The organism is Pseudomonas sp. FYR_2, assembly GCF_043106425.1.
In the GTDB taxonomy this organism is placed as follows: Bacteria; Pseudomonadota; Gammaproteobacteria; order Pseudomonadales; family Pseudomonadaceae; genus Aquipseudomonas; species Aquipseudomonas monteilii.
The window spans coordinates 120,937-142,192 of record NZ_JBICMM010000037.1 but is presented as its reverse complement, the minus strand read 5'-3'; the positions used below and the strand labels follow the sequence as shown (position 1 = coordinate 142,192).

General features: G+C 63.1%; 23 protein-coding genes and 1 tRNA gene. 13 read left to right on the top strand and 11 right to left on the bottom strand.

Translation table 11 applies throughout. From position 1 onward, the window contains the following. Window positions 1-29 precede the first annotated feature (29 nt). The 3 genes from ACF8R4_RS15525 to ACF8R4_RS15515 form a co-directional block, all read right to left on the bottom strand. Window positions 30-275: a hypothetical protein gene (locus ACF8R4_RS15525; protein WP_016713350.1), complete on the bottom strand. Its 246-nt coding sequence runs from the start codon at window positions 273-275 to the stop codon at window positions 30-32. Window positions 276-359: 84 nt separating this feature from the next. Then, window positions 360-701: a zinc ribbon domain-containing protein YjdM gene (locus ACF8R4_RS15520; protein ID WP_009686103.1), complete on the bottom strand. Its 342-nt coding sequence runs from the start codon at window positions 699-701 to the stop codon at window positions 360-362. A 126-nt stretch (window positions 702-827) separates the two neighbouring features. Continuing rightward, on the bottom strand, window positions 828-1,796 hold the full coding sequence (locus ACF8R4_RS15515; protein ID WP_012270433.1) for a polyprenyl synthetase family protein: 969 nt from the start codon (window positions 1,794-1,796) through the stop codon (window positions 828-830). 244 nt (window positions 1,797-2,040) lie between these two features. Here ACF8R4_RS15515 and rplU point away from each other — a divergent pair, with 244 nt between their 5' ends. The 5 genes from rplU (at window position 2,041) to ACF8R4_RS15490 (ending at window position 5,728) form a co-directional block, all read left to right on the top strand. Then, window positions 2,041-2,355: a 50S ribosomal protein L21 gene (rplU, locus tag ACF8R4_RS15510; RefSeq protein WP_003247466.1), complete on the top strand. Its 315-nt coding sequence runs from the start codon at window positions 2,041-2,043 to the stop codon at window positions 2,353-2,355. A 38-nt stretch (window positions 2,356-2,393) separates the two neighbouring features. Next, entirely contained in the window at window positions 2,394-2,651 is a 258-nt protein-coding gene (rpmA, locus tag ACF8R4_RS15505; RefSeq protein WP_003247464.1) for a 50S ribosomal protein L27, read from the top strand. Between the two features lie 188 nt (window positions 2,652-2,839). Further along, window positions 2,840-4,066, top strand: a complete 1,227-nt coding sequence (gene cgtA / locus ACF8R4_RS15500) for an Obg family GTPase CgtA (RefSeq protein WP_223623698.1) — start codon at window positions 2,840-2,842, stop codon at window positions 4,064-4,066. Window positions 4,067-4,151: 85 nt separating this feature from the next. Next, on the top strand, window positions 4,152-5,270 hold the full coding sequence (gene proB, locus ACF8R4_RS15495; RefSeq protein WP_060500241.1) for a glutamate 5-kinase: 1,119 nt from the start codon (window positions 4,152-4,154) through the stop codon (window positions 5,268-5,270). Beyond that, entirely contained in the window at window positions 5,267-5,728 is a 462-nt protein-coding gene (locus ACF8R4_RS15490) for a CreA family protein (protein WP_019096697.1), read from the top strand. Before proB ends, ACF8R4_RS15490 begins: the two co-directional genes overlap by 4 nt. Before the next feature lie 129 nt (window positions 5,729-5,857). Here ACF8R4_RS15490 and mksF read toward each other — a convergent pair whose 3' ends face one another. Genes mksF through mksB form a run of 3 tightly spaced genes read right to left on the bottom strand, consistent with a single transcriptional unit; the run spans window position 5,858 to window position 10,672 of the window. Next, window positions 5,858-8,689 (bottom strand): Mks condensin complex protein MksF, encoded by a 2,832-nt coding sequence (gene mksF / locus ACF8R4_RS15485; RefSeq protein WP_200929085.1) that lies wholly within the window; start codon window positions 8,687-8,689, stop codon window positions 5,858-5,860. Continuing rightward, entirely contained in the window at window positions 8,686-9,393 is a 708-nt protein-coding gene (mksE, locus tag ACF8R4_RS15480; RefSeq protein ID WP_104833488.1) for an Mks condensin complex protein MksE, read from the bottom strand. Before mksE ends, mksF begins: the two co-directional genes overlap by 4 nt. Then, a complete protein-coding gene (mksB, locus tag ACF8R4_RS15475) occupies window positions 9,383-10,672 on the bottom strand; it encodes an Mks condensin complex protein MksB (RefSeq protein WP_016713342.1) in 1,290 nt (429 codons plus the stop codon). Before mksB ends, mksE begins: the two co-directional genes overlap by 11 nt. 430 nt (window positions 10,673-11,102) lie before the next feature. On the opposite strand from mksB, the gene ACF8R4_RS15470 reads away from it, so the two are divergent. The 3 genes from ACF8R4_RS15470 (at window position 11,103) to ACF8R4_RS15460 (ending at window position 12,981) form a co-directional block, all read left to right on the top strand. Continuing rightward, the gene (locus tag ACF8R4_RS15470; protein ID WP_104835389.1) at window positions 11,103-11,888 is read left to right on the top strand and encodes an energy transducer TonB; all 786 of its coding nucleotides are present in this window, start codon (window positions 11,103-11,105) and stop codon (window positions 11,886-11,888) included. Continuing rightward, the gene (rimI, locus tag ACF8R4_RS15465; RefSeq protein WP_060500236.1) at window positions 11,885-12,340 is read left to right on the top strand and encodes a ribosomal protein S18-alanine N-acetyltransferase; all 456 of its coding nucleotides are present in this window, start codon (window positions 11,885-11,887) and stop codon (window positions 12,338-12,340) included. Before ACF8R4_RS15470 ends, rimI begins: the two co-directional genes overlap by 4 nt. Before the next feature lie 65 nt (window positions 12,341-12,405). Beyond that, a complete protein-coding gene (locus ACF8R4_RS15460; RefSeq protein ID WP_164524124.1) occupies window positions 12,406-12,981 on the top strand; it encodes a D-Ala-D-Ala carboxypeptidase family metallohydrolase in 576 nt (191 codons plus the stop codon). Here ACF8R4_RS15460 and ACF8R4_RS15455 read toward each other — a convergent pair. Then, the gene (locus ACF8R4_RS15455; protein ID WP_060500268.1) at window positions 12,921-13,838 is read right to left on the bottom strand and encodes a LysR substrate-binding domain-containing protein; all 918 of its coding nucleotides are present in this window, start codon (window positions 13,836-13,838) and stop codon (window positions 12,921-12,923) included. The two genes, ACF8R4_RS15460 and ACF8R4_RS15455, sit on opposite strands and share 61 nt — an antisense overlap. Before the next feature lie 245 nt (window positions 13,839-14,083). Here ACF8R4_RS15455 and ACF8R4_RS15450 point away from each other — a divergent pair, with 245 nt between their 5' ends. Next, window positions 14,084-14,698, top strand: coding sequence for a LysE family translocator (locus ACF8R4_RS15450; RefSeq protein ID WP_060500231.1), 615 nt, complete (start codon window positions 14,084-14,086; stop codon window positions 14,696-14,698). A 258-nt stretch (window positions 14,699-14,956) separates the two neighbouring features. Here ACF8R4_RS15450 and ACF8R4_RS15445 read toward each other — a convergent pair. Then, window positions 14,957-15,033: transfer RNA gene (locus tag ACF8R4_RS15445), tRNA-Met, on the bottom strand. Window positions 15,034-15,128: 95 nt separating this feature from the next. Next, entirely contained in the window at window positions 15,129-16,052 is a 924-nt protein-coding gene (locus ACF8R4_RS15440; RefSeq protein ID WP_164525223.1) for a FecR domain-containing protein, read from the bottom strand. 191 nt (window positions 16,053-16,243) lie between these two features. On the opposite strand from ACF8R4_RS15440, the gene ACF8R4_RS15435 reads away from it, so the two are divergent. The 3 genes from ACF8R4_RS15435 (at window position 16,244) to ACF8R4_RS15425 (ending at window position 18,937) form a co-directional block, all read left to right on the top strand. Next, a complete protein-coding gene (locus ACF8R4_RS15435) occupies window positions 16,244-17,458 on the top strand; it encodes an MFS transporter (protein ID WP_060500226.1) in 1,215 nt (404 codons plus the stop codon). Between the two features lie 100 nt (window positions 17,459-17,558). Next, window positions 17,559-17,696, top strand: a complete 138-nt coding sequence (locus tag ACF8R4_RS15430) for a hypothetical protein (protein ID WP_003247435.1) — start codon at window positions 17,559-17,561, stop codon at window positions 17,694-17,696. An 83-nt stretch (window positions 17,697-17,779) separates the two neighbouring features. Beyond that, window positions 17,780-18,937: an MFS transporter gene (locus ACF8R4_RS15425; RefSeq protein WP_060500224.1), complete on the top strand. Its 1,158-nt coding sequence runs from the start codon at window positions 17,780-17,782 to the stop codon at window positions 18,935-18,937. 7 nt (window positions 18,938-18,944) lie between these two features. Here ACF8R4_RS15425 and ACF8R4_RS15420 read toward each other — a convergent pair whose 3' ends face one another. Beyond that, window positions 18,945-19,901 (bottom strand): FecR domain-containing protein, encoded by a 957-nt coding sequence (locus ACF8R4_RS15420; RefSeq protein WP_060500222.1) that lies wholly within the window; start codon window positions 19,899-19,901, stop codon window positions 18,945-18,947. Then, a complete protein-coding gene (locus ACF8R4_RS15415) occupies window positions 19,888-20,403 on the bottom strand; it encodes a sigma-70 family RNA polymerase sigma factor (protein ID WP_060500220.1) in 516 nt (171 codons plus the stop codon). Before ACF8R4_RS15415 ends, ACF8R4_RS15420 begins: the two co-directional genes overlap by 14 nt. Before the next feature lie 171 nt (window positions 20,404-20,574). Between ACF8R4_RS15415 and ACF8R4_RS15410 the strand changes: the two genes are divergently transcribed. After that, complete coding sequence (locus tag ACF8R4_RS15410) at window positions 20,575-21,201, top strand: DNA-3-methyladenine glycosylase (RefSeq protein ID WP_060500218.1); 627 nt, start codon at window positions 20,575-20,577, stop codon at window positions 21,199-21,201. The last annotated feature ends 55 nt before the right edge of the window (window positions 21,202-21,256 follow it).

Sequence of the window (21,256 nt, the reverse complement as noted above, 5' to 3'; positions counted from 1 at the left end):
TGCCCGCGAAGAGGCCGGCCCTGGCAGCCTCAATTCCAGTCTGTTCCCGCCGGGCGCAACGCCCGCGCATAGCAGAACAGAAACAGATTCCGCACCAGCTCCTTGAGCACCCCCGGTTCACTCGAATTCAACCCGCTCATGTCCAGGTCGCCCTGGTCACGCAGTTCATCGAGTGCTTCTTCTTCAAGCACCGCGCACACTTCGCCGGTTTCCCGATGAAGAATGCGCAGGTAGGGGTGAGGGCGGTCAAGCCAGGCGTCGATCAGATAAGTCATGGCTATTCTCCTTGGGTAGCAGTCCCAATGAGAATAATTCTTATTATCTAAATAGCAAGCGCCAATTGGCAGATTTTTGTGTGATCAGACTTTGCGGACGAACTCGGACTTCAGCTTCATGGCGCCGATGCCGTCGATTTTGCAGTCGATGTCGTGGTCGCCGTCGCACAGGCGGATGTTCTTGACCTTGGTGCCGACCTTGACCACCAGGGACGAGCCCTTGACCTTGAGGTCCTTGATCACGGTGACGGTGTCGCCGTCCTGCAGGATGTTGCCGACCGAATCCTTTTTCACCACCTCGTCGCTGGCCGCCTCGGCATCGCCGCTGGCCGACCATTCGTGGGCGCATTCAGGGCAGATCAGCTGAGTGCCATCCTCATAGGTGTATTCGGAGTTGCATTTAGGGCAGGGTGGCAGAGTGCTCACTTCGGTTCCTCAAACAAACAGACGGGCGGTTAAAGGCCTGCATTGTAAAAGGTATTTTTCCAGAAGGGATTATGTCCGGACAAAAGCATTCGCGGGTAAACCCGCGAATGAAGGCGACTCGGTCTGTCAGTGAGTACGCGCTACAGCAAACTCGCTTAGCTCAACCAGCGCATCCCGGTATTCACTGGCCGGCAGCACTTCCAGGCACGCGATGGCACGCTTCACGTAATCACGGGCCAGCTCTGCGGTGTACTTCAGTGCACCCGATTCCTCGACGGCCACGCGAATCTGCTCAAGGTCCTCCAGGCCACCTTTCTGGATCGCCTGGCGCACCAGAGCAGCCTGTTCGGCAGTGCCTTCACGCATGGTGTAGATCAGCGGCAGGGTAGGCTTGCCTTCAGCCAGGTCGTCACCCACGTTCTTGCCCAGGGTTTGCGAGTCACCTTTATAGTCCAGCAGGTCATCGACCAGCTGGAAGGCCACACCCAGGTGGTCACCGAAGGTGCGCAGGGCTTCGCGCTGTTCGTCTGTCGCTTCGGCCAGCGCGGCAGCGCTGTGGGTCGAGGCTTCGAAGAGCATCGCGGTCTTGCCACGGATGACTTCCATGTAGACTTCTTCGGTGGTGCTGGCATCGCGTACTCGCGACAGTTGCAGTACTTCACCCTCGGCAATCACACGGGTGGCCTTGGACAGGATCTGCATGACCGGCATCGAGCCCAGCTCGACCATCATTTCGAACGAGCGCGAATAAAGGAAGTCGCCCACCAGCACGCTTGGCGCGTTACCCCACAGGGCATTGGCGGTGGAGCGGCCGCGGCGCATGCCGGACATGTCGACCACGTCGTCGTGCAGCAGGGTGGCGGTGTGCAGGAATTCGATGGTGGCGGCCAGCAGGCGCAGGTCGTCGCCTTCGCGGCCCAGGGCTTTGCCGCACAGCAGCACCAGCAGGGGGCGCAGGCGCTTGCCACCGGCGGACGTGATATAGTCGCCGATCTTCGATACCAGCGGCACGCGCGAGGTCAGCTGCTTCTTGATGATCTCGTCGACGGCGCTGAAATCATCAGCCACCGCACGGTAGAAGGTTTGGGGTTGCATCGGCTGCTCCAGTGAGGTTGCGCGGCATGCTAGGTCGCAGGTCCCGGTGTGTCAAGGCGCGGTGCCTGCTGGCCGGGGGCGGCACTTGCAAGCAAAACCCGGGTTGCGTACAATCGCGCACCCTAACTTCCTGGGCAGCACCTGCCTTACGCAATTGCACAGGGCCGTTCCAGCCCCATGCAGCCATGCCAGCCAATACTCATCATATAAAGCGCTGGGTGAGCAGGATTATCGGAGAAATACCATGTCTTACGCAGTAATCGTTACCGGCGGCAAGCAGTACAAAGTCGCTGAAGGTGAATTCCTCAAGATCGAAAAACTGGAAGTCGCCACTGGCGAATCCGTGACCTTCGATCGCGTTCTGCTGGTCGCCAACGGTGAAGAAGTCACCATCGGTGCTCCAGTTGTTGCTGGCGCTAAAGTAGTGGCCGAAGTTGTTTCGCAAGGCCGCCACGACAAGGTTCGCATCATCAAGTTCCGTCGTCGTAAGCACCACATGAAGCGTATGGGCCACCGCCAGTGGTTCACCGAGATCAAAATCACCGGCATCCAGGCTTAATCCCCTAGATCCCCTGAATTTATTTGGAGAATTGAACCATGGCTCACAAGAAGGCTGGTGGTAGTACTCGTAACGGTCGCGACTCAGAATCTAAACGCCTTGGCGTGAAGATGTATGGCGGCCAGGTTATCAAGCCAGGCAACATCATCGTCCGTCAGCGCGGCACCGAATTCCACGCTGGCTACGGCGTTGGCATGGGCAAGGACCACACCTTGTTCGCCAAGATCGAAGGCGTGATCAAGTTCGAGAAAAAAGGCGAGTTCATGCGCCGTTACGTGAGCATCGTCGCCGCTTAATCGCGACGTCGCTCCAGAAGCCCCGTCATGCGACGGGGCTTTTTCGTTTGTGGTGAGCCTCTTGCAAAGCTGTTTGTCTGGGTTGCCGGCGTTGGTTTCTACGGTCGTACGGGGCCGCCGCGCTCATTTTTGCAAGAGCCTCATGTTTTTGAGTCATTCAGCTCGTCTGCCGACGAGAGGCGGTTTTAATGAAGTTTGTTGACGAAGTATCCATTCGGGTCAAGGCCGGTGACGGCGGCAACGGTTGCATGAGCTTCCGTCGCGAAAAATTCATCGAGAACGGTGGCCCCAACGGCGGTGACGGTGGCGACGGCGGCTCGGTGTACATGGTCGCTGACGAAAACCTCAACACCCTGGTCGACTATCGCTACACCCGTCACCACGAGGCCCAGCGCGGCGCCAACGGCGGCAGCACCGACTGCACCGGCAAGAAAGGCGACGACCTGTTCCTGCGTGTGCCGGTCGGCACCACCGTGATCGACGCTTCCACCCAGGAAGTGATCGGTGACCTGGTGACCCCGGGTCAGAAACTGATGGTCGCCCAAGGCGGCTGGCACGGCCTGGGCAACACCCGCTTCAAGTCCAGCACCAACCGTGCACCGCGCCAGACCACCCCGGGTAAACCAGGTGACCAGCGCGACCTGAAGATGGAAATGAAAGTGCTGGCCGACGTGGGCCTGCTGGGCCTGCCGAACGCCGGTAAGAGCACCTTCATTCGCTCGGTTTCCGCCGCCAAGCCGAAAGTGGCCGACTACCCGTTCACCACCCTGGTACCGAACCTGGGCGTGGTCAGCGTCGACCGCTGGAAGAGCTTCGTCATCGCCGACATCCCCGGCCTGATCGAAGGTGCTTCCGACGGTGCCGGCCTGGGTATCCGCTTCCTCAAGCACCTGGCGCGTACCCGCGTGCTGCTGCACCTGGTCGACATGGCGCCGCTGGACGAAAGCAGCCCGGCCGATGCCGCCGAAGTGATCGTCAACGAGCTGACCCGCTTCAGCCCGTCGCTGGCAGAGCGTGAGCGCTGGCTGGTGCTGAACAAGGCCGACATGGTCATGGAAGACGAGCGCGAAGCGCGCGTTCAGGAAGTGGTCGAGCGCCTGCAATGGGAAGGCCCGGTCTACGTGATTTCGGCCATCTCCAAGCAGGGCACCGAAAAGCTCAGCCACGACCTGATGCGCTACCTCGAAGACCGCGCCGACCGCCTGGCCAACGACCCGGCCTACGCCGAAGAGCTGGCCGATCTCGACCAGCGCATCGAAGACGAAGCCCGTGCCCAGCTGCAGGCCCTGGACGACGCGCGTACCCTGCGCCGTACCGGCGTCAAGAGCGTGCACGACATCGGCGACGATGACGGGTGGGACGATGATTTCGAGGACGACGAAGACGGCCCGGAAATCATTTACGTGCGCGACTGATCGGTTGCAGTACACTAAACGCCGCTCTCTGGAGCGGCGTTTTTGTATCCACGGTATCTACAGATTCGACATAGGTTGGAAGAAGATGCGAAGCAAGGTGACGGGCGCCAAGCGCTGGGTCGTGAAGATTGGCAGTGCTCTGCTGACCGCCGATGGCAAGGGCCTCGACCGCGGTGCCATGGCCGTTTGGGTCGAGCAGATGGTCGCGCTGCGTGAGGCAGGCGTGGAGTTGGTACTGGTCTCCTCCGGGGCCGTGGCTGCCGGCATGAGCCAGCTGGGCTGGACTTCGCGACCGAGCGCGATGAACGAGCTGCAGGCCGCTGCCGCGCTCGGCCAGATGCGCCTGGTGCAGGCGTGGGAGTCGAGCTTCGGCGAGCACGGCAAGCACACCGCGCAGATCCTGCTGACCCATGACGACCTGTCCGACCGCAAGCGTTACCTGAACGCCCGCAGCACTCTGCGCACGCTGGTCGACCTGGGCGTGGTGCCGGTGATCAACGAAAACGACACCGTGGTCACCGACGAGATCCGTTTCGGCGACAACGACACCTTGGCGGCACTGGTGGCCAACCTTGTCGAGGCCGACCTGCTGGTGATTCTCACCGACCGCGATGGCATGTTCGACGCCGACCCACGCAACAACCCCGAAGCCCAGCTGATTTACGAAGCCCGCGCCGACGACCCGTCGCTGGACGCCGTGGCCGGTGGCACCGGTGGTGCCCTGGGGCGTGGCGGCATGCAGACCAAGCTGCGCGCTGCACGCTTGGCTGCCCGTTCCGGTGCCCACACCATCATCATTGGTGGCCGTATCGAGCGCGTACTGGACCGCCTCAAGGCGGGCGAGCGCCTGGGGACTCTGCTGTCGCCCGAGCGCGGCATGCTCGCTGCACGCAAGCAGTGGCTGGCCGGCCACCTGCAAACCCGTGGCACCCTGGTGCTGGACGCCGGTGCCGTGCAGGCGCTGCGCCAGGCCAACAAGAGCTTGCTGCCGGTTGGCGTGAAGACGGTGCAGGGCAGTTTCCGCCGTGGCGAGATGGTGGTGTGCGTCGGCCCGGACGGTCTGGAAGTGGCGCGCGGGTTGGCCAACTACAGCGCCCTGGAAGCGCAGAAGATCATTGGCCAGCCGTCCGATGCCATCGAAAGCCTGCTGGGCTACAGCGCCGAGCCGGAGCTGGTGCACCGCGACAACCTGGTGCTGGTATGAGTCTGTTCAAGCGGGTGATCGGCGTGGCAGCGCTGGTGCTGCCCATGCTGGCCGGGGCCGAGGAAATCGGCCAGGTGTCCACCGTGTTCAAGTTCCTCGGGCCGAATGACCGCATCGTGGTCGAGGCGTTCGACGACCCCAAGGTCGAGGGCGTGACCTGCTACCTGTCGCGGGCCAAGACAGGCGGTGTGAAGGGTGGGTTGGGGCTGGCCGAGGACCGGGCAGAGGCATCGATTGCCTGCCGTCAGGTCGGGCCGATCAACTTCAAGGGTGAGTTGAAAGACGGCGAGGAGGTGTTCAAGGAGCGCACCTCGCTGGTGTTCAAGACCATGCAGGTGGTGCGCTTCCTGGACAAGAAGCGCAATACGCTGGTGTACCTGGTGTACAGCGACCGCATGATCGAAGGCAGCCCGCAGAATGCGGTGACCGCGATACCGATCTTGCCTTGGGCGCATTGATAACCTTGTAGATCGCCGGGAGGCCATTCGGCCTCCTATCGCGACCTGCGGTCGCTCCTACGGGAGATTGCGATACCCCTGTAGGAGCGACCGCAGGTCGCGATGGGCCGCAAAGCGGCCCTGGTTACCTCAGGCCAACTCTTCGGCCTGATCCTCCCGCACAACCGCCTTCACCTCATCCAGCCGGCTGATGAACTTCCAGTCCGCCTCGTCGATGTAGATGCCATTCGGCCCGCTACCGCCTTCCAGGTCGATCGCCACGCGCGCCGACACCTGCGGCTTCACACTCGCCAGAATCGGCACAAAGCCCAGCTGCAGGCTGGTTTCCAGCAGTGCTGCCTGGTTGCGTTCGTCGATGTCTGCTGCCTCATCCAGGTAGTACGGCAGGCGAATGCGCCCGGCCAGGTCACGGTCCATCAGGTGCAGCAACAGGTACATGTTGGTCAGCGCCTTGATGGTCATGGTGGTGCCGTTGGACGCCGCGCCGTCGATGTCGGCGTGGATGATCGGCTGGCCGTTGACCTTGGTGATCTCGAACGCCAGCTCGAACAGGTCCTTTAGGCCCAGCTGGTTGTGGTTGGCCGCCACCAGCCGTGCCAAGTACTCCTTGGCTTCTTCGTTCTTGTTGTCCTGCTCGGCGCTTTGGGTCAGGTCGAACACCGACAGGGTTTCGCCTTCTTCGTACTGGCCGGCACTGTGGATGATCTGGTCGATGTGCTTGAGCGCTTCCTTGTTCGGCGCCAGCACCACGCGGAAGCTTTCGAGGTTGGACACCTGCCGCTTGTTGATCTCGCGGTTGAACAGGGCCAGTTGGTGCTCGAGGCTGTCGTAGTCGCTGCGGATGTTGCGCAGGGTACGGGCAATGTCGGTGACTGCAGCGCGGCGTGCCTTGGCCAGGGTCAGGGCTTCGTCGGTGCGGTGCGCGTAAGCGTTCACCAGCAGTTGCAGGCGGCGTTCCATGTCGTCTTCGCTGTCGAACTTGGCCACGCCTTTCAGGCGCACCTGGGCGTACAGCGCCTCGATCTGGTTATCCACGCGCTGCAGGCCTTGCCAGCTGTCCTGGTAGTCATTGAGCAGCGGCAGCAGGTTGTCCATCGAGTCGTCGATGGCTTCCATGAACGGCGTGCCGTAGGGCAGGTCGGCCGGAAGCAGTTGACGACGGCGCAGGGCGTCTTCCAGGGTGCGTTGCTTGGACTCGAGGTCGCCGATCTGGCGGCCGACCAGCTGCAGCTTCGCCGACAGCTGCTGGACGCGCTCGGTGAAGGCGTCGCTGGAACGCTTCAATTCGTCCTGGGCAGCTTCCAGCTGCGACAGTTGCTCCAGCTTCTCTGGCTCTTCGGCGCTGAGGGTTTCACTGCGGCGGAAGTCTTCCAGCGCCTTTTGCGCATCCAGCACTTCCTGGTACAGGGTTTCGGTTTGCGCCTTGGAGGCAGAGCGGTCGGCGGCTACGGCTTGCTGGGTCTTGAGCTGTTTCAGCTCTTTTTCCAGACGCTCTTTCTGGTCGCGCAGGGCGGCACGGTCGGCCAGCGCCTGCAGTGCCGGCGGGTCGATGTTGGTCAGGTCGATGGCCAGGCCCGGGGCTTCGAAGCGCTCGCCCTTGAAGCCGTCGAGCACCGCTTCCAGCGATTTTACCCACAGGTCGCTGTCGTCCAGCTCGATGCCACGGTCGCCCAGCGGCAGGCTGAACAGCGCGCCGTTGAACAGGCGCATCAGGCGGTCGACGTCGGCTTGCGAGAACTCTTCGCGCAGGCGGGCGTAGCTGTTGTTGTCGGCGTGGTCGAGCTGCTGCTTGACCTGCTTCAGGCGTTTTTCCAGGTCGCGTACGCGCTCGTCCAGGTCTTCGGCGCTGAACTGCCGCGACTGGGCCAGGGCGCCGGCCAGTTCGTCGTGGGCGTCCTTGGCTGCCAGCAGCTGCTGCTCCAGCACCTTGACGTCATCGACCAGGGCAAAGCGGTGCTTGAGCACCGACAGCTCGCCCAGCCAGCGCTGGATGCCGGTGATTTCACGCTCCAGGCGCATCAGCTCCTGGGTGCCGCCGCGCTGGTCGTTCTGCAGGCGGTCCTGCTCGCCACGGTAGTGCTCGGACTGGATGACCAGCTCTTCCTTGCGCGCCATGGCGTATTCCTGCCAGGTGCCCAGCAGGGTGTCGAGTACGGGCGAAATGCGGTGCAGCTTGCCGCGCAGGATGTCGCGCTGGGCCACGCCACCGGCCAGGGCCTCGACCAGCGGGCCGGCGGCGACCAGGGCGTTGTAATCCTGCTCCATGCGGCGCACGTCGCGGAACGCTTCTTCGCAGGCGGCGATGTAGTCGACGCTGCCCGAACGCAGGCTGTGCTCGAACGCGTCGAGGAACAGCTGCTTGAGCTTGGCGGCGGTGATTTCGCGCATGTGCAGCAGGTTGATGAACAGCGCGCGGAAGGTTTTCAGGCTTTGCTCGCTGGTGGAGCGCAGCGGGATCATGGTCAGGTCCAGCGGCACCGAGGTGTGGCCGCCAACCAGCAGGCGGCGCAGTTCGTCCGGCTTCAGCTCGTAGGCCTTGATGCCCAGGCGCTCAAGGTTGGTGAACAGCTCTTTCTGGCGCAGGCAGGTGTCGTTCTTCTGGTAGTGGGCCAGGTCCAGTTCGCCCTTGTAGGCAAAGAACTGGTGGCCGAAACCGCCACCTGGGCCGCGGCCGACCACGCCGATCACGTGCGGGCCGTGCGGCAGGCTCAGTTCGCAGAGAATGTACGAAGTGTCGCTGGCGAAGTAGAAGCGACGCGACTGCTCCAGGCTGTACTTGCCGAAGCTCATGTCCGACATGCGCGCCAGGATCGGGAACTGCAGGGCGTTGATCGACGCGGATTTACCCAGGTTGTTGGCGCCGTAGACCGACAGCGGGTGCTCCAGCGGGAACAGGCCAAGGCTGTAGCCGGCGGTGTTGAGCAATGCAAAGCGGCGGATGCCGTAGCGTTCCTGGCTCATGCGTCAATCTCCTGTTGCTCTTCGCGGATGGCCCGGGCCAGGGCTTCTTCTTCGCTCTCCTCGCCGTCGAACGGGCTGAGGTCCAGCGGGTCGTCGGTGCGGTTGAGTTCTTCGGGGCTTTCTTCCTCGACCAGTACCGGGGTGGGCAGCGGCAGGTCGCTGTGCAGGGTGGCGGCCAGGTCGCGGTCCTGCTGCACCGACAGGCACACATCAAGGAAGCGGTGCATCGGCGGCAAGAAGCGGTAGATGCCGCCTTCCTCAAAGGCGAAACCAAGCTGGGTCATGCGGCGCAGGATTTTTTCTTCCAGCTCGTCCACGGTCTGCACTTCGGCCTGCAGGAACAGGTCGCGGTACTTGTCCAGCAGCGAGGGCAGCTCGTCACGGCCAATACTGCCGCCATCGAGCACGGCCATCGGGTCGCGGCCCTGGTCGGCCAGGTGCTCGACCAGAATGAAGGTGAACAGCGACAGGCGCTGCGCGGTCTTGTTCACCTGTGCGGCGGTCATGTCCGGCACGAAGTAGTAGAAACCACGGGTATCGCACACCAGCTCGAAGCCCAGGGCCTTGAACAGGGTACGGTACTGGTCCTGGAAGTTCGACAGCTGGGCGTACAGCTCGGGGTCGCGGCGGCTGACGTGGAAGCCTTTGAACAGCTCGCGGAAGATCGGTGCGAGCTGGGACAGTTCGGAAAGATCAAGATGCATGGGCTGGGCTCGCGTTGGGTTCGGTAGGCGCGCTGGTGGCGTCTTCGCGGCTGGAGGTCAGGGCGAACGAGCGCAGGCTGACCAAGTGTTCCTGGGTGGTGTATTCGCGGCGGTCGAGGCGTTCGCGCTTGAAGCGCTTTTCCCGCGACAGGCGCGAGAACCAGTACAGCAGCTCGTCGGTGGCGCCCTCGGGTTCCTGCTCCAGCAGCCAGACCATCAGGTCGGGCAGCGGCAGGGCCTGTTCGCAGCGTTCGGCCATCTCTTTGACCGTGCGCGGTGCACGGGGCAGGGCGCCGGACTGGGTCTTGTGGGCTTTGGGGAAGCGCGCCGGCTTGGGCTCGAAGCGGGCCAGGGCGTACACATAGGCCTCTACCTGGCTCGCGCTGCCCAGGAAGGTGCTTTGCGGGCGGGTGAACATCGGCATGGCCGCTTGCGGCACGGCATCGATGCCCTTGCGCCGGATCACCGACAGGGCCAGCGCAGCGCCACGGGTCACGGCGTTGTGCCGGCGGGCTTCTTCACGCAGCGGCAGCAGCAGTTCACGGGCATGGCGCAGGGTGAGCTGGGCGCTGGTCTGCATTTCCAGGATGCGCGCGTGGGTACGCAGCAGCATGTCGTCGTCGACCAGGTGGCCCAGGCGGGCCTGTTCGCCCAGCAGCTTCAGCAGCACGGTCTCGACCTTGCGCACGCCTTGTTCGAAGGCGCCGTCGGCGTTCACCAGCTGGATCATCGGCTCGACGTATTCGTCCCAGGTGGCCAGTACTTCGGCATAACGCTGACGTAGCGGGATCTGGCGGTTGCTGGTCTTGGCCCGTTCGGCCACGGCCACCAGCGCCTGCTCGTCGTTATCGAGCTTTTTCAGCACATCGCGCACACGCATGTCGAGCAGGCGCAGCTGGCGCGCCAGGTCGTCGCTGTCGCGGTTGTCGAAGGCGTCCTGGATGTGGCCGGCCAGGCGTTCCAGGTGGCGCAGGTAGGCTTCGATCTCCAGGCACAGGCCCAGCCGGTGTTCGCGGCGCAGGTAGGCGAGGAAGTCGTGGATCTGCGCGTTGAGCTCGAAACGGTTCGGGCTTTTGGCCACCGGGACCAGGATATCCAGGCGGATCCATACGTCGAGCAGCTGGGTGATGTCCTGCGGGGTACTCTCGACCTGCTGGCGGGCCACATGCTGGCGCAGCTCGACCAGGCTCAGGGTGCCCTGGTCGAAACGCTCGCACAGCGGCTCGATCAGGGCCCAGTGTTCGGCTAGGGCGCGCAGGACGCGCTTGGGTTCGATCATTGGCTTCGACTCGTTGCCAAGAAAAAGGGGGCGATTGTACTGCATCCGGGGGGGAGGTTTTCACCCCTTGGTCTGTAATGACAGATAACCTTTTGCTTTATGGGTGTATGGCGGTGTTTCTGGGTTGGTTGTGAGATCGAGCGCCGCCCGCGCGGCGCATCGCGAGCTGCGCTCGCTCCTACGTTTGTTTCTGGCCGGTAACGCCTGTGCCAGGCGCGCACGATCGCCTTGTTTATACGACGCGATATCGCGTCATGCGCCAAGGCCTACGCGCGCAAAACTCACAGGAATAATTGGCCCGAAACAAACGTAGGAGCGAGCGTAGCTCGCGATGCGCCGCGCGGGCGGCGCTCGGTCTGATAGGCGCTGCAAAAACCAAGGCGTACACGTTAGAATGTCCAATTGTTTTCGCCCCCTGGATACCCGCCCCTTGCTGACCGAACCCCGTCGCCGCGCCTACCTTTCCGCCATGCAAGTGGTGCACTGGCTGCCGCGCGCCGAACTGGCGTTCGCCGCACCGTCGCGCCCCGAGCTGCTGCTGCCGGTGGCACCGGTCGAGGACATCGATTTCGAGGTCAGGCCGGCACCGGCTGCAAACAATGCGCCCGCCGCCCCTCAGGCTCGCTCCGGCGAGCGGCCAAAAATCGAAATCCCGCGCCCGGGCAGTGCGCCCAAACCGGCTGCCAAGCCTGTCGAGGCCGAGGAACAGCCCGCACCGCCGCGACCTGCCCCCGTGCCGCCCCCGCGTTTCTCGCTGCAACTGCTGCGCGCCGGCAGTTGCCTGCTGCTGGTCGAACTGGCCACCGGCCAGCCGTTCCAGAGCCGCGACCCGTCCTACCTGCTGCTCAAGGACATGCTGCGCGCCGCCGGCCTGCCTGACGCCCCGCAGATCATCGGCGAACCGGTGCGCTGGCCCTTGCTGGTGCGAGGCAACATGGACCAGGGGCCGGAAGCCGCGCGTGATTTTGTCCGGGGTTTTGTCCAGGCGCGCCTCGAAGATGCCCCGAGCACCTGCCTGTGGCTGATCGGCCTGCCGGCGCTGCGCTTTGCCGCCAATGCCGACGCCGACGCCTATTACCAAACCCTGACGCTCGACGGCCTGGGCGATGCCTGGGCACTGCCGGGCCTTGAACTGTTGATGGACGAGCCGCAGCGCAAGGCGGACGTCTGGAAAGCCATGCGCCAGCTGATGGCGCGCTGGAAGCGCGTTGAATGAGTGAATCGATCAGTTTCCGCCCGATGACCGAGGCGGATCTGGATGCCGTACTTAAGATCGAATATGCCGCGTTCAGTCATCCCTGGACCCGCGGGATCTTTCTGGATGCGCTCAAGTCGTACGAAATCTGGCTGATGTTCGACGGCCAGCAGCAGGTAGGCCATGGCGTGATCAACGTGATCATCGACGAGGCGCACCTGCTCAACATCACCGTCAAACCTGAAAACCAGGGCCGTGGCCTGGGCCTGCGCCTGCTGGAGCACCTGATGGCCCGGGCCTACCAGCTCAATGGTCGCGAGTGCTTCCTGGAGGTGCGTGCCAGCAACCAGTCGGCCTATCGTTTGTATGAGCGCTACGGCTTCAACGAAATCGGCCGCCGCCGCGACTATTATCCGGTTGCCGGGGGACGCGAAGACGCGCTGGTGATGGCGTGCACCCTGCTTGAGGACTGACCGAGCATAGCCGCTACCACCTCTGGCCTGGTTTTCTTTGTTCTCTATGCACGGATGGATAAAGGATGAAAAAACGGCTTCTGGTGGCGGGCCTGCTGATTGTTGGTGCTGCACATGCCGACGAACGCGACCTGTGGATGTTCGCGCAATGGGCTGGCGAGCATCAAACCCGGCCTTTCCGTGAAATGCTGGTGGATGCCCGTCTTTACGGTGTATTGCCTATCCACCAGTTGCTGCGCTCGGCCTCGGACTGGAGGCTGTGCCAGGCGTCTCCTTTTGCCGTACCGCCTGCCAGCAACTGGTCGGCTGTACGTTCGACCCTCTCGCTGATCAAGACGCTTGATGATCAAGGCATCCTGCGCCCGTTCGAAGTGGTCTCCGCCTACCGTAACCCACGCCTGAATACCTGCGCGGGCGGTGCTGCCAACAGTGCCCATACCCGCGCCTTCGCCGTCGATATCCTGTTGCCGGCCTGGGCTGATCCCAACCCGCTGTGCCGCTTCTGGCAGCAGTATGGCCAGGCCTGGAACATGGGCCTGGGGCGCTACCCGTCCGGGCGTATCCATGTGGACACCGCCGGCTATCGCACCTGGGGCGGCGATGGCAGCGCTGGCTCGTCGTTCTGCATCAAGCCCAAGTGAGCCAGGCAGCGCTGGCATTCGCGTGTGACCCATTCGGCAAAACGCTGGCGCTTGCCGCCGTCTTCGACCGGCTGTGGGCTGAGCAGGTAGTAGGCTGAACCATCGCGCACAAAACCGAAGGGCGCCTGCAACTGCCCGCTGTCGAGTTCGTCGCGCACCATCAGGGCTGAGGCCATGGCCACGCCCAAGCCGGCGCTGGCGGCCTGGATCGACAGGTAGAAGTGCTCGTAGTCGCTGCGTTCGTTATGCCGCGCCTGCTGGCCGCTGAGGCGTAACCAGGTGGGCCAGGCGCCGGGGCGGGTGGTGCTGTGCAGAAGGCGCTGGCCGTTCAGCGGGTTGGGGGCGGTAGGGCGGCACACCGGGCCGATCCATTCGTCGCAGATTTTCTGGTTGTACAGCTGGTTATCCCAGTGAAAGTCGTCGCGGCGGATTGCCAGGTCGACACCGCTACGGGCGAAGTCCAGCGGCCCGCCTGCGGCTACCAGGTGCAACTGCAGGTCGGGGTGGTCGGCATGGAAGCGAGGCAGGCGCGGGATCAGCCAGCGCATGGCGATGGTCGGCTCGCAGGACAGCACCAGCACATTGTCGCGGGCCTGTTGTTGCAAGCGCTGCACGGCGCCTTCGAGCTGTTCGAAGATTGCCTGGGTAGTGCCTTGCAGGGCGCGGCCGGCTGGGGTGAGGAAAATGGCCCGGTTACGGCGTTCGAACAGGTCCACGCCGAGGTGTTCTTCAAGCAGGCGTACCTGGCGGCTGACGGCGCCGTGGGTGACGTGCAGGTGCTCGGCGGCGCGCACGAAGCTTTCGGTCCGGGCGGCGATGTCGAAGTAGCGGAGGGCGTTGAGTGGCGGCAGTTTCATGGTTTGCATGTTTTCAGGCCCGGCCTCTTCGCGGGCACGCCCGCTCCCACAGGTACAACACAGCTCCAGATGCCTGTGAAAAGCCTGTGGGAGCGGGCGTGCCCGCGAAAAGGCCAGTACTGGCAAAACACCTCTGTGAGAAAAACTATCAGATATGCACCACTATAAATCGATTTTTCCATGTTCATGAGCGATCGATAATCCCCCGGTCTGTGCATTTCCATCGCCTATCGAGAGCCTCCCGCATGACCGAACTCATCGCCGTCGCCCTGTTTACCTTGCTCGCCGTCATCAGCCCTGGCGCCGATTTCGCCATGGTCACCCGCAGCAGTTATGCACAGGGCCGAAGGGCCGGGCTGGCCGCTGCCGTGGGTATTGCGCTGGGCGTGCAGGTGCACGTGCTGTACACGGTGTTGGGCATTGCAGTGCTCATCAGCCAGAGCCCGACATTGTTCTTCACCATGAAAGTGCTGGGTGCGGGATACCTGATCTATCTGGGCTACCAGTCATTGACCAATACCCGGCGCATCAGCCTGGAGGGTGTAGGGCAAACCGCTGGTGGCGTGCTGCAAGCCCTGCGAACGGGCTTTCTGACCAATGCCCTCAACCCCAAGACCATGTTGTTTGTCATCAGTGCGTTCACCCAGGTCGTCCAGCCCGGCAGCCCGTTGGTGCTGGACTTCGCCTACGGCGCGTTCATGTCCTTTACCCATTGGCTGTGGTTCAGCCTGGTGGCGGTGTTCTTCTCCAGCACGGCACTGCGCAAGGCCATGATCGAACGGCAAATGCTGGTGGACCGTGCCATAGGCCTGGCGCTGATCGGGCTTGGCCTTGCGGTAGCCGTAACCGGCATACGGTGAAGTGTCGATTGCATGACGGGGGGATGGCCATGGCAGGCGCCTGCAGCCAGCCCGCTTTTTATCTGCAACCAGTGCCTTTCGAGTCAGGGGCTGAAAGCGATAGCCCTGATCGTGATCGTGATCGTGATCGTGGCATTGGCTCTGGCGCTGTAGTTGCAGCAGGGGCGGCCTTGGCTGTAAGTGAGGGTATTGCCCGGCGCTAACTTTTTCGCAGGCAAAGAAAAAGGGCTTACCTTGCGGTAAGCCCTTCGTCTTGTTTGGTGGCTACACAGGGACTTGAACCCCGGACCCCAGCATTATGAATGCTATGCTCTAACCAACTGAGCTATGTAGCCGATGGCGCGCATTATTCTCTTGAACGCCCCCCCTGTCAACACTCATTTCAAAAAAAATTTGCACGCTTTCAAAAACTTAGCGGCCGGGCGCGGTTTCAGCGCACTACAAGCCAGTGGCCGAGCACGCCCTGAAGCTGCAAATGCTGGGCCGCAGCCAAGGCTTGCAGGCTTTCCTGTGGCCTGTCGAGGTTGAAATCACCGCTTACGCGCCGATGGGCCATGTGTTCATCCATCATCCACAGGCGTTGCCCCTGGTACCCGGCAAGGCGCTCCAGCACCTGCCCCAGAGGCATGTCGGTGGCTTTCAGGCGGCCGTTGCGCCAGCTGTCGGCGGTTTTCAGGTCGGCTTTCTGCACTGGGTCGATACGCATGTCATCAAAGGTAACCCGCTCACCCGCCGAGACCATGCGTTGATCCCCCCCTTGGGTGACCATGGCCTTGCCACTGATTACCACGAGTTCATCATGATCTGCATGGCGGGCGACCTGCAGGCGAGTGCCGAACACCTGGATGCGTGTGCTGCCCACTTCCACTTCCATCGCCCGTCCATCGAGCACAACCTCCAGGTACACCTGGCCCTGCACCAGGTGCAGTTGACGCGTACGGCCGCGCAGGTCGACGTTCATGGCGCTGGCGCTGTCCATGTTAAGCGTGGTGCCATCTGCCAGGCGCGTGCTGCGGCGTTCGCCCACGTCGGTGTGCAGCTCGCTGGCCAGGCGCTGCATCAGCGGCCAGTAGAGGTAGGCTGCGGCGCTTAATACAAGCAGGAACACAAGTGCCAGCCATTTGCCCAGGTGACTGCGGCGCACGGTGACCTGCCGTGAGCGGGGGCGGGCGGGTGGTGGCTGCAACTGTTGCCAGAACGTTTCCAGCTCTGCATAGGCGCGAGCGTTATCGGGGGCCTGGCACCAGGCCGCGAATGCCTGGCGCTGGGCTTCGTCACAGCCGGGTTGGCGCAATAGCGAAAACCACTCCAGCGCTTCCTGCTGTGGGTCGGGCTGCAGTTGCATGGCGGGCATCGGGCTCATGGGTAGGTCTGCTCACGATAGGGGCCGTTTCGCCCAACGATGACAGGGGTATGGGTCAAGGATGCTAATTATATTGAGAACCATTTTCAAGTAGGTCGCGACGGAGGGATAAAAAAGGTAGCTATGTATCTATTTGTTTCCTGATAATCGGATCCCAAACCTGAGGACGGAGATTTAGGCAAATGGCCATCAGTAGTGCCTCCACCGCGTCCACCCACGCAACGGCAAACCAAGCCACGCCGCTGGTGATGCGCATCATTGGTTTCTGCGCCCTGGCGCACCTGATCAATGACCTGATCCAGTCGGTGCTGCCGGCGATCTACCCGATGCTCAAGGCCAACTACGACCTGAGCTTTGCCCAGATCGGCCTGATCACGCTGACGTTCCAGATCACCGCTTCGTTGCTGCAACCCTGGGTCGGCTTTTTCACCGACCGCCGGCCGACACCGAACCTGTTGCCGATGGGCACCTTGTGCACGCTGGTGGGCATCGTGATGCTTGCCTTCGTGGGCAGCTTCCCGATGATCTTGCTGGCCTCGGCGCTGGTCGGTATCGGCTCATCGACGTTCCACCCGGAAACCTCGCGTATTGCACGCTTGGCCTCTGGCGGGCGCTTCGGCCTGGCCCAATCGACCTTCCAGGTGGGCGGCAACACCGGTTCGGCCCTGGGCCCGCTGCTGGCGGCGGCCATCGTCATTCCATTCGGCCAGACCCACGTCGCCTGGTTCGGCCTGGCCGCGCTGTTCTTCTTTGGCGTGACCTTGATGCTGCGTGGCTGGTACAAGGAGCACCTCAACCAGGCCAAGGCGCGCAAGGCGGTGCAAGCCACCCACGGCATCTCGCGCAACCGGGTGATCGCGGCGCTGATCGTGTTGGGCTTGCTGGTGTTCTCCAAGTACTTCTACATGGCCAGCTTCACCAGCTACTTCACCTTCTACCTGATCGAGAAGTTCGATGTGTCGGTGGCCAGCTCGCAGCTGCACCTGTTCCTGTTCCTCGGCGCGGTGGCGGCCGGCACGTTCTTTGGTGGGCCGATCGGTGACCGCATCGGGCGCAAGGCGGTGATCTGGTTCTCGATTTTGGGCGTGACGCCGTTCACCTTGGCACTGCCGTATGCCGACCTGTTCTGGACCACGGTGTTGAGCGTGGTGATCGGCTTTATCCTGGCGTCGGCGTTTTCCGCGATCGTGGTGTATGCGCAGGAGCTGGTACCGGGCAGCGTGGGCATGATCGCCGGTATCTTCTTCGGGCTGATGTTCGGCTTTGGCGGCATTGGTGCGGCGCTGCTGGGGTATGTGGCGGACCTGCGCGGCATTGAATATGTGTATGGGGTATGCTCGTTCCTGCCGCTGTTCGGCTTGTTGGCGGTGTTCTTGCCGTCTACGGGTAAACGCTGATATCACTGGGGCTGCGTTGCAGCCCCGACGATTGACGACCTGACACCCTTGGCCTAGAGTGCCGCCTCTTTTTCCAACCACCTGCGTAGTAGTCAAAGCAATGCGCCGTACCCAGTCCCTGCCACACGCCCGTCAGCCTGCCTTCCAGGCCTTGCGTCGTGCGTGGCCGAGCGACACGGTGCTCAAGCGCCGCCGCAGCGTGCTGTTTGCCTTCACCTTCTCGCCACACCTCGCCTGAACTGATCTGCGCTTTTGCGTCGCTCGCCACCCTGGCGTGCGCGCCTGTGTCTGCACGTCTTTTCTGTTTGCAAGGAGTGGTACATGAACATGCGTTTGCTGGCGGGCCTGTTGTTCGCCGTGTCGGTCGTGGGTTTCAGTTTGGGGGCCAGCTTGCCGCTGGTGTCGTTGCGCCTGCATGAGGCGGGGGCGAGCACCCTGGAAATCGGCATCATCTCGGCCATCCCTGCTGCGGGCATGATGCTCTCAGCGTTTCTGGTCGATGCCTGCTGCCGTCACCTCACCCGGCGCACCATCTACTTGCTGTGTTTCAGCCTGTGCACGGTCAGCATTGCTTTGCTCGAGTCGGCATTCGGTTCGTTGTGGCTGCTGGCGCTGCTGCGCCTGGGCCTCGGGCTGGGCATGGGGATTGCCATCATCCTCGGCGAGTCGTGGGTCAACGAGCTGTGCCCGGAGCACAACCGCGGCAAGATCATGGCCCTGTATGCCACCAGCTTCACCGGCTTTCAGGTGCTCGGCCCAGCCATGCTGGCGGTGCTGGGTGCCGATAGCCCGTGGATCACCGGGGTGGTCACCGCCTGCTATGGCCTGGCGCTGCTGTGCATCGTGCTGACCGTGCCCAACGACCATGTCGAACATGAAGAGGGCGAAAAGAGCTTTGGCTTGGCCGGGTTCTTCCGTGTGGCGCCGGCGCTGTGCGTGGCCGTGCTGTTCTTCTCGTTCTTCGATGCCGTGGTGCTGTCGCTGTTGCCGGTGTATGCCACCAGCCATGGCTTTGCCGTGGGCGTCGCGGCGCTGATGGTGACTGTGGTGTTTGCTGGCGACATGCTGTTCCAACTGCCGCTGGGCTGGCTGGCCGACCGGGTGGAGCGCACCGGGCTGCACCTGGTGTGCGGGCTGGTGGCGATGGCGATCGGCATCGGCCTGCCTTGGCTGTTGAACCTCACCTGGCTGCTGTGGCCGCTGTTGGTGGTACTGGGCGCGGTGGCAGGGGGTATCTATACCTTGGCGCTGGTGTTGATCGGGCAACGCTTCAAAGGCCAGGACCTGGTCACTGCCAACGCCAGCGTAGGGTTGCTGTGGGGCGTGGGGAGCCTGATCGGGCCGCTGCTCAGTGGCGCGGCAATGAATGTGGCGCCACATGGCTTGCCCATGGCGCTGGCGCTGATGGCCGGGTTGTTCGTGTGTTTTGCCAGGCAGTCGTATCGGCGTGCTGGGCGCATCCGCGCTGTAGCGCAATGATGACCTTTCAGGCTGCGCCGACGTTTACCCAGAAGCGTGTCCGGTAGTCGACCCGCACAGGCAGGCTGCGAGTGAGCAGTTGCAGGACCCGCTCGGTGTCAGCCAACTGAAAGGTGCCAGACACTTTCAAGCTTGCCACTTCAGGCGCGCAGCGCAACAGGCCTGGACGGTACCGGCCGAGTTCGGCGACAAATTCGGCCAATGGCATCTGCTGCACACTGAGAACACCGTCGGTCCAGCCCCATGGGTCGCTGTGCAGCGTCACTGCGTGGATGCTGCCATTTGCCCCGACCTGCAAGGTTTCGCCCTGCTCGATTTGCCGCGCAGACGCGGAGGAGGGGAACAGCGTAACTTCACCACGACGCACCGACAGCAGCAGGCCCTGGCTGTTTTCGCGCAGCAACAGCTGGCTGCCGAGTGTGGTCAGCGCGCCGACATGGGTGTCGATACGGAACGGTCGGTTGTCATTCGGGTTGCTGTCCAGGCTGACCTCGCCGTGGATCAGTTCCAGCCGGCGCTGCGCTGCGCTGTAGCGCAAGTCGATGGCGCTGGCGGTGTTGAGCTGGATGCGGCTGCCGTCGCTGCCTTGCCATTGGCGCCGTTCACCTGTGGCGGTGCTGCTGTCGGCCAGCAGTTGTGGCAGGCCCAACGGTTCGCGTGCAGCCCAGCCCAGGCTGCCGCCCACCGCCAAGAGCCCCAGCAACTTAAGGTGGTTTCGGCGGCTGACGCGTTGGCGCTGGCCGCCATCCAGGGTGCGCCGGCTCAGGTCCTTGGGCAACGCGGCCATCTCGTCACTGAGGTGGCTGACACGTTGCCAGGCCAGCGGGTTGTGCGGGTGGCTGGCCAGCCATTGCCGGAACTGTTGCTCGGTGCGTGCGCTGGGGCGGTCGAAACGCAGTTTTACCAGCCAGTCGATCGCCTGGTCGACCTGTGCCTGCGCGGGTGTGCTGTCAGGTGTCGGCATAGCGCAACCGGTAGCAGACGCCCAGGGCCTTGGCCAGGTCGCGCTCGATGGTGGCGCGGGATACGTCCAGCTGGTGGGCGATCTGCACGATGCTCAAACCGTCCAGTTGGGCCAGCAGAAACGCCTGGCGTACACGCGGTTTCAACTGGTGCAGGGCACGGTCCAGGCGCTCCAGGGCATCGAGGATGACCAACCGTTCTTCCTCGCTGGGCACTTCAGCCTCGGGCAAGTGCGCAAGGCTTTCCTGGTAGGCCCGCTCCAGCGCGCGGCGGCGGAACTGGTCGATCATCAGGCCACGGGCGATGCTGCTGAGGTAGGCGCGCGGCTCTTTCAGCGGTGATACCTGGCGGGCGCGCAGCAAGCGTACGAAGGTATCCTGAGCCAGGTCGGCGGCATGCTCGCCGCAACCGACCCGGCTACGCAACCAGCCGCGCAGCCAGGCATGGTGGGACTGGTACAGCAGAGCGACCTCGGCCGGTTTGAGCGTGTCGTTGATCTGCATCGTAGCGAAGGCCCGGTCCCTTGATGTGTGCGATTGTGAATTGTTCTCAATTCTATGCGGGGATGATGGCGTGGAGCAATGGTATGCCAGGAATTAGCCGAGCAAGAACCGGCGTTTGCCCGATGAACGGCTGCGCTAAGCTGGACCTGCAATCGACTTGATGGAGCCGCCATGATTCTTGCCGACCTTTCGCCGCAGGCCTACCGCGAGGCGACCGATTACCTGGCTGCGCTCGACCCGGACTGGTCGCGGCACATTGCTGCCATTGGGCCCTGCCTGCACCAGGCCACACCGGGGCGTGAGCCTTACGAGGCGTTGGTAAGGGCGATTGCCTACCAACAGCTGCATGCCCGCGCCGCAGAGGCGATCCTTGGCCGGTTGCTGGCGCTGTTCCCGCAGGTTGCGTTCCCGGCACCTGAGCAACTGCTGGCTGTCAGCCCGGACACCCTGCGTGCCTGTGGGTTTTCGGCAAGCAAGATGGCCACGGTGCAGGGCATTGCCCAGGCCCGGCTGGAAGGCCTGGTGCCGACGCGGGAAGAGGCATTGGCCATGGCTGATGAAGCCCTGATCGAGCGCCTGGTGGCATTGCGTGGGGTAGGGCGGTGGACGGTGGAGATGCTGCTGATCTACAGCCTGGAGCGGTCGGACATTCTGCCAGTGGACGATTTTGGTGTGCGCGAGGGCTATCGACGGCTCAAGGGGCTGGAGAAGGCGCCAACGCCTGCGCAGATGCGCTCGCTGGGTGGCGGCTGGCGGCCTTACCGTACCGTGGCGGCCTGGTACCTGTGGCGGGCCTGAGGCTTTTGTACTGCCTGTGCCGGCCCTTTCGCGGGTGAACAATTCTCAAGCACCG